Raw genomic sequence first — 5,886 nt, 5'->3', positions numbered from 1 at the left:
GCTGTGGATCACCTGCGGCCTGCCCGGCTCGGGCAAGACCTTCCAGTCGCAGGACTTGCTGGAGCGCGAGGGCGCGATCCGCATCCGCTCGGATGTCGAACGCAAGCGGCTGCACGGCCTGGGCGCCCTGGCGCGCTCGCGTGAGCACGGCATCGATCTCTACACGCCCGAGGCCACGCGCCGCACCTACGCACGCCTGTTCACGCTGGCCGGCACGCTGCTGCAGGCCGGCTGGCCGGTGGTGCTGGACGCGGCCTTCCTGCGCCGCGCCGAACGCGAGGAAGCGCGCGCGCTCGCCCGCACCTGGGATGTGCCGTTCTCGGTGCTGGCCTGCGAGGCGCCGCTGGATGTGCTGCGCGAACGCCTGCGCCAGCGCAGCGGCGATGCGTCGGAGGCCGACCTCCAGGTGCTGGAGAAGCTCGCGCGCGAGCACGAAGCGCTGGGCGAGGACGAGCGCGGCTAGCGCGTAGCTGCCTGCCGCCGCACCTCGTCGCGCTTCATGCGCAGGTAGGCCTCGCGCTCCACCTCGTGCAGCTGGCGCGGATAACGCTCGGTGGCATCGAACCAGGCCTGCAGGCGCTGTTCGAGCTGCCGGCCCGGCGGGGCCGAGAGCGAATCGAGGTAGGCGTCGATCGCGAGGTAGTAGCGCATCGTGTTGCGCTCCACCACGCCGCGCACGCCGTCCACGAAGGCCTCCTGGCCGCCGCGCCGCACGCGCGTGAAGCCGACCTTGTCGCGGCCCAGCGTGGTGAGGTACAGCTGCAGCGCCAGGCGGCTCGCGCCGCCGTAGCCGAGTCCGTAGCCCAGGTGCAGGAAGCTGCGCCCGCCCGGCAGCGGCACCGCTTCGGCCAGCAGGCGGTAGTCGCCGGTGTCGTAAGGCCCTTCGGGTGCGTCCATCTGCACTGCCAGGTAGTCGGCTCGCGCCTGCGGTGGACGCCAGCCGAAATCGAGCAGCGAGGCCGCCTGCACCGGCTGCGGCTCCTTGCGGCCCACCCGCACCTGCAGGCGCGTGCCTTCCTGCGCCTCGACGCGCCGGCAGTACTTGGTGTTCAGGTGCAGGATCAGGATCTCGCACCACTGCGAAGGATCCGCCAGCGCGGCGGACACCGCGGTGAAGGGATGCTCCAGCACGGCATAGACATCGCCCTCGATGCGCCGCGGCAGTTCCTCCGACTGCAGCACCAGCGGCCCGCCGAAGGGGTTGGACGCGAGTTGCGGCGCCAGGGCCGCGTGGCGCGCGAGCAGTGCCGCCGGCCCGAGCAGGCCCGCGGCCCCGGCCGCGAAAGACAGCAGCAGCGTGCAAAACGCCACGGCCCAGGCGCGAATTGTCTTCATGCTTCCACTCTTGCCGTCCAGCCGGGCCGCAGCTTGACCGGGGTCAAGCCCCGGGCAGCCCGGCCGCAGCAGATTCGACCCAACGCGATCCGGATGATGCCCGAATGACCAACGCCCCGTGTCTCTTCGCCATGCAGGCCAGCCAGGCCTGGGGCGAAGCCGTCGCCGCCCAGCTCGGCACGCAGCTGTCCCCGCACGAGGAGCGGGTGTTCGACGACGGCGAACACAAGGCGCGGCCGCTGGCCAGCGTGCGCGGGCGCGACGTGTTCGTGCTGCAGTCGCTGCACGGCGACGGCACCCAGAGCGTGAACGACAAGCTGCTGCGCCTGCTGTTCTTCCTCGGCGCGCTGAAGGACGCTTCGGCCGGCACGGTGACCGCCGTGGTGCCCTACCTGCCGTACGCGCGCAAGGACCGCAAGACCAAGGTGCGCGACCCGGTCACCACGCGCTACGTCGCGGCGCTGTTCGAGTCGGTCGGCACCGACCGCGTGGTGACGCTCGACGTGCACAACCTCGCCGCCTACCAGAACGCCTTCCGCTGCCGCACCGAGCACCTGGAGGCCGCCGGCATGTTCGCGCGCCACTTCGGCACCCACCTCGGCGAACGCGCCACGGTGGTGGTGTCGCCGGGGGCGGCCGACATGAAGCGCACCGAGCAGTTCCGCCGGCGCCTCTCTTCCGCCCTGCGCCGGCCCGTGGGCGCTGCCTTCGCCGACGAGGCGCGCGGCGGCATGGGCGCGGACGGGGACCTGATCGTGGGCGACGTAAAGGGGCGCTGCGTGGTCGTGATCGACGACCAGATCGGCAGCGGCGCGACGCTGGCCCGCACGGCGCGGGCCTGCCGCGCGCTGGGCGCGGCGGAGGTGCACGCGGCCGCGACCCACGGCCTGTTCGTCGGCAGCGCGGCGGACCTGCTGGCCGACGACGCGGTCGATTCGATCGTCGTCACGGATACAGTGCCGCCGTTCCGCTTGCCCGCCGGGCCGGTGCGCGACAAGCTGCACGTGCTCCCCACGGCGGCCCTCTTCGCCGCGGCGATCTCGCGGCTGCACGCGGATGCTTCGCTGACGGAGCTGCTCGAGGGCTAATCCCTTTTTTCGCCGGCCAGCAACGCGATCACCTCCTCGTCTTCCAGCTGCGGGAACGACGCGTAGAACTGACCCACCGCCGCGAAGCCCGCCGGCGCCGCGAGGCACACCACCTCGTCGCAATGCTGCCCCACCAGTTGCACCGCATCGGGTGAAGCCACCGGCACGGCGCACACCAGCCGCGCCGGCCTGCGCTCGCGCACCGCATGCAGGGCCGCGACCATCGTGGCGCCGGTGGCGAGGCCGTCGTCGACCACGATGACCACGCGGCCGGCCACGTCGGCCGGCCCGCGGCCGGGGGTGTAGAGCTGGCGGCGGCGCGCCAGTTCCTGCAACTGCGATTCCTTCTGCTCCTCGATCCACGACGCCGTGGCGCCGGCCGCCGCCGCATGGGGCGCGACGTAGGTCCAGCCGGCTTCGTCGATGGCGCCGACGGCGAACTCGGGCGAATGCGGCGCGTGCAGCTTGCGCACCAGCACCAGGTCCAGGTCGCCCTCGAGCCGTTGCGCCAGCACCGCGCCGATCGGCACCGCGCCGCGCGGGATCGCCAGCACCAGTGGATGGCTGCCGCGGTAATGGGCCAGCGCATCGGCCAGGCGTTCGGCGGCTTGCAGTCGATCGGTGAACATGCGGCCCTCCCAGGGCAAGGCCGTTGCGTGTGGGCCGGTATGTTGCGCCTCTTTCTTGAGGCAACGCAAGTGGGACGGGGCTCGCGTGCGTCATCGTTCGAGCGACACGAGAAATGCTCAGGAGGAACCGTCCATGGCCCACATGCCATCCGATCCGCTCATGGACGCCGTGCCACTGCCCACCCCGCGCCTGCAGGGCAACCTCACGCTCGAGGCAGCCCTCAAGAAGCGGCACAGCACGCGCGACTACCTGCCCGATGCGCTGACGCTGGAACAGGTGTCGGCCCTGCTGTGGGCCGGCTTCGGCGTCAACCGGCCGGGCAGCTGGGGCCGCACGGCACCGACCACCTGCGACACGCAGGAGATCGTGCTCTACGCGGTGACGCAGGAAGGCGCCTGGCGCTACGACGCGCGCGATCACCGGCTGCTGCGCGTGCGCAGCGGCGACCTGCGCGCGCTGACCGGCACCCAGGACTTCGTCTCGGTGGCGCCGCTGAACCTGGTCTACGTGATCGACCATGCGCGGCTGACGGCCGGCGACGCCATGGACCCGGAGGAGCACGGCGTGCTGGCGGGCGCCGACGTGGGATGCATCGTGGAGAACATCTACCTGTACTGCGCCGGCGCCGGCCTGGCCACCGTGGTGCGCGGCCAGATCGACCGCCCCGCCCTGGCCGCTGCGCTGGGCCTCAACGCGCAACAGCGCATCGCCTTGGCGCAATCCGTGGGGCTGGCGCGCCCCACCGCCCACTGAGCCGAAGTTCAGGCCGCCGACAGGCCCGTGGCGGGCAGTTGCACGGCGGTGCTGCGCGGCTGCAGGAAATCGCCGAACTCGCGCACGCGCTCCTGGCCGCCGGCGCCGGCCAGCTCGTCGGCCGTGAAGGTCGCGTTGTGGATCGGGGCGTGGCCCAGCAGCTGCGCCACCTCGGGCACGGCGCTCACCGCGTCCTCGGACTTCAGGATGGAGACGATCGCCACGCGCCGCAAGTCCTCGCGGTGGTGGTGCAGGAAGGCGCGCATCGCCGCCGGCACGTGGCCTGCGAGCATGGGGGTGACGACGACGACGGTGCGGAAGTCGCCCGGCTCCGGCCCCTGGTAGGCGATGGGGGCGTCGCGGTGCAGCAGCGAATCGAGCAGCGGCCGCAGCAGGCCGGGGTTCTCGGGGTGCGAGCGCAGGTCGTGGATCTCGCCCACCGGCCAGCCATGCTCCGCATGGAGCTGGCGTGCGATGTCCCGCGCGAGCCCCGTTTCCGAATAGACCACCACCAGGATGCTGTCCATGCGCCTCTTCCTTTCCTGCTGCCGGAGGATTCTTCGGCCGGGCCTGTATTGCAGCCTTGCGTTGGGTCAACCTGCGGTACGCTAGCGACAGCATGAACACGACCATCCTGGCCCTCCCCGGCGCCGAGACCCTGGCGCAGACCCTCGGCTCGCTGCTGCGCTGCCCGGCCAGCACGCTGGAAGTGCACCGCTTCCCGGACGGCGAAGGGCTGGTGCGGCTGCGCACCGGCGTCGAGGGGCAGCGCGTGCTGCTGGCCGCGCACCTGGACCACCCGGACGACAAGACGCTGCCGCTGGTCTTCGCCGCCGACGCTGCGCGCGACCTCGGCGCGGCCGAGATCGGCCTGGTGGCGCCCTACCTGCCCTACATGCGGCAGGACGAGCGCTTCCGCCCCGGCGAGGCCATCACCTCGCGCACCTATGCGCGCCTGCTCTCGGGGGCGGTCGATTTCCTGGTGACGGTGGATCCGCACCTGCACCGCATCGACTCGCTGGACGAAATCTACGCCGTGCGCAGCAAGGTGGTGGCCGCGGCGCCGGCCATCGCCCAGTGGCTGGCGAGCGAGGTGCCGCAGCCGGTGCTGGTGGGCCCGGACAGCGAGAGCGAGCAATGGGTGGGCGACGTGGCGCGCCGCATGGGCGTGCCCTGGGTCGTGATGACCAAGCAGCGCCACGGCGACCGCGACGTGCAGGTCTGCCTGCCGCCCGGCGCCGCCGGCGAGGGCCGCACGCCGGTGCTGCTGGACGACATCGCCTCCAGCGGCCACACCCTGGCGGCGGCCGCCCAGGTGCTGCGCGCCGCCGGCTGGGGGCAGCCGCTGTGCATCGCGGTGCACGCGCTGCTGGATCACAACGGGATCGACCTGCTGCACCGCGCCGGCGTGGCCCGCATCGTCAGCTGCGACAGCGTTCCGCACGCCACCAATGCAATCGCCCTCGGACCATGGCTGGCCGAGGGCGTGCGGGAATTCCTGCAGGACTGAGGGGCCGGGGCCCGGGCCCCTGGGCGCTTACTGCACGCGCGTGTCGAAGGCGTGGGCCAGGCCGTCGAGGTCGATGATGCGCACGTGCTTCTTGTCCACTTCGAGCAGGCGCTGCTGCTGGAAGGCCGAGAAGGTGCGGCTGACGGTCTCCAGCTTCATGCCCAGGTAGCTGCCGATCTCGGCGCGCGACATGCGCAGGTGGAATTCGCTCGCCGAGTAGCCGCGCGCCTTCATCCGCTGGCTGATATTGAGCAGGAAGGCGGCCAGGCGCTCTTCGGCGTTCATGGAGCCGAGCAGCATCATGAGGCTGTGCTCGCGCACGATCTCGCGGCTCATCAGGCGCGAGATCACGTGCTGCAGGTCGGGGCTGACGGTGGCCAGCTCGCTCAGGTGGGCGTAGGGGATGGCGCAGATCTCGGCATCTTCCAGGGCGACCGCGGCGCTGGCGTGCTTGCCGGAGGCGAGGCCGTCCAGGCCCAGCAGCTCGCCGGCCATCTGGAAGCCGGTCACCTGCTCGCGGCCGTCCTTCAGGTTCAGCGTGGACTTGAAGGTGCCGCTGCGCACCGCATA

At 71.9% G+C, this 5,886-nt stretch carries 8 protein-coding genes; 4 read left to right on the top strand and 4 right to left on the bottom strand.

Translation table 11 applies throughout. From position 1 onward, the window contains the following. The coding region (locus tag VFM98_RS13990; RefSeq protein ID WP_325110526.1) for an ATP-binding protein at positions 1 to 463 on the top strand (463 nt) is incomplete at its 5' end. Here VFM98_RS13990 and VFM98_RS13985 read toward each other — a convergent pair. Next, on the bottom strand, positions 460 to 1,335 hold the full coding sequence (locus VFM98_RS13985; protein ID WP_325110525.1) for a hypothetical protein: 876 nt from the start codon (positions 1,333 to 1,335) through the stop codon (positions 460 to 462). The two genes, VFM98_RS13990 and VFM98_RS13985, sit on opposite strands and share 4 nt — an antisense overlap. 104 nt (positions 1,336 to 1,439) lie before the next feature. On the opposite strand from VFM98_RS13985, the gene VFM98_RS13980 reads away from it, so the two are divergent. Beyond that, positions 1,440 to 2,423 (top strand): ribose-phosphate diphosphokinase, encoded by a 984-nt coding sequence (locus VFM98_RS13980; protein WP_325110524.1) that lies wholly within the window; start codon positions 1,440 to 1,442, stop codon positions 2,421 to 2,423. Here the strand turns inward: VFM98_RS13980 and VFM98_RS13975 are convergent. Continuing rightward, complete coding sequence (locus tag VFM98_RS13975) at positions 2,420 to 3,052, bottom strand: phosphoribosyltransferase (protein ID WP_325110523.1); 633 nt, start codon at positions 3,050 to 3,052, stop codon at positions 2,420 to 2,422. The genes VFM98_RS13980 and VFM98_RS13975 overlap by 4 nt on opposite strands. Before the next feature lie 133 nt (positions 3,053 to 3,185). Here VFM98_RS13975 and VFM98_RS13970 point away from each other — a divergent pair, with 133 nt between their 5' ends. Continuing rightward, complete coding sequence (locus tag VFM98_RS13970) at positions 3,186 to 3,806, top strand: nitroreductase family protein (protein WP_325110522.1); 621 nt, start codon at positions 3,186 to 3,188, stop codon at positions 3,804 to 3,806. 8 nt (positions 3,807 to 3,814) lie between these two features. On the opposite strand, the gene VFM98_RS13965 is transcribed toward VFM98_RS13970, so the two are convergent. Next, a complete protein-coding gene (locus VFM98_RS13965; RefSeq protein WP_325110521.1) occupies positions 3,815 to 4,333 on the bottom strand; it encodes a flavodoxin in 519 nt (172 codons plus the stop codon). Between the two features lie 92 nt (positions 4,334 to 4,425). Between VFM98_RS13965 and VFM98_RS13960 the strand changes: the two genes are divergently transcribed. After that, the gene (locus tag VFM98_RS13960) at positions 4,426 to 5,316 is read left to right on the top strand and encodes a ribose-phosphate pyrophosphokinase (RefSeq protein ID WP_325110520.1); all 891 of its coding nucleotides are present in this window, start codon (positions 4,426 to 4,428) and stop codon (positions 5,314 to 5,316) included. 27 nt (positions 5,317 to 5,343) lie between these two features. On the opposite strand, the gene VFM98_RS13955 is transcribed toward VFM98_RS13960, so the two are convergent. Further along, positions 5,344 to 5,886, bottom strand: a 543-nt coding sequence (locus VFM98_RS13955; protein WP_325110519.1) for a helix-turn-helix domain-containing protein, incomplete at its 5' end; no start/stop codon positions are given.

It is taken from the genome of Ramlibacter sp. (genome assembly GCF_035706265.1).
Taxonomy (GTDB): domain Bacteria; phylum Pseudomonadota; class Gammaproteobacteria; order Burkholderiales; family Burkholderiaceae_C; genus Ramlibacter.
This window is presented reverse-complemented; position numbering and strand designations above follow the sequence as displayed.

Coding starts and splice junctions, on each gene's coding strand:
- VFM98_RS13975 (WP_325110523.1), bottom strand. CDS start 3,052: ATGTTCACCGATCGACTGCAAGCCGCCGAACGCCTGGCCGATGCGCTG.
- VFM98_RS13980 (WP_325110524.1), top strand. CDS start 1,440: ATGACCAACGCCCCGTGTCTCTTCGCCATGCAGGCCAGCCAGGCCTGG.
- VFM98_RS13985 (WP_325110525.1), bottom strand. CDS start 1,335: ATGAAGACAATTCGCGCCTGGGCCGTGGCGTTTTGCACGCTGCTGCTG.
- VFM98_RS13965 (WP_325110521.1), bottom strand. CDS start 4,333: ATGGACAGCATCCTGGTGGTGGTCTATTCGGAAACGGGGCTCGCGCGG.
- VFM98_RS13960 (WP_325110520.1), top strand. CDS start 4,426: ATGAACACGACCATCCTGGCCCTCCCCGGCGCCGAGACCCTGGCGCAG.
- VFM98_RS13970 (WP_325110522.1), top strand. CDS start 3,186: ATGGCCCACATGCCATCCGATCCGCTCATGGACGCCGTGCCACTGCCC.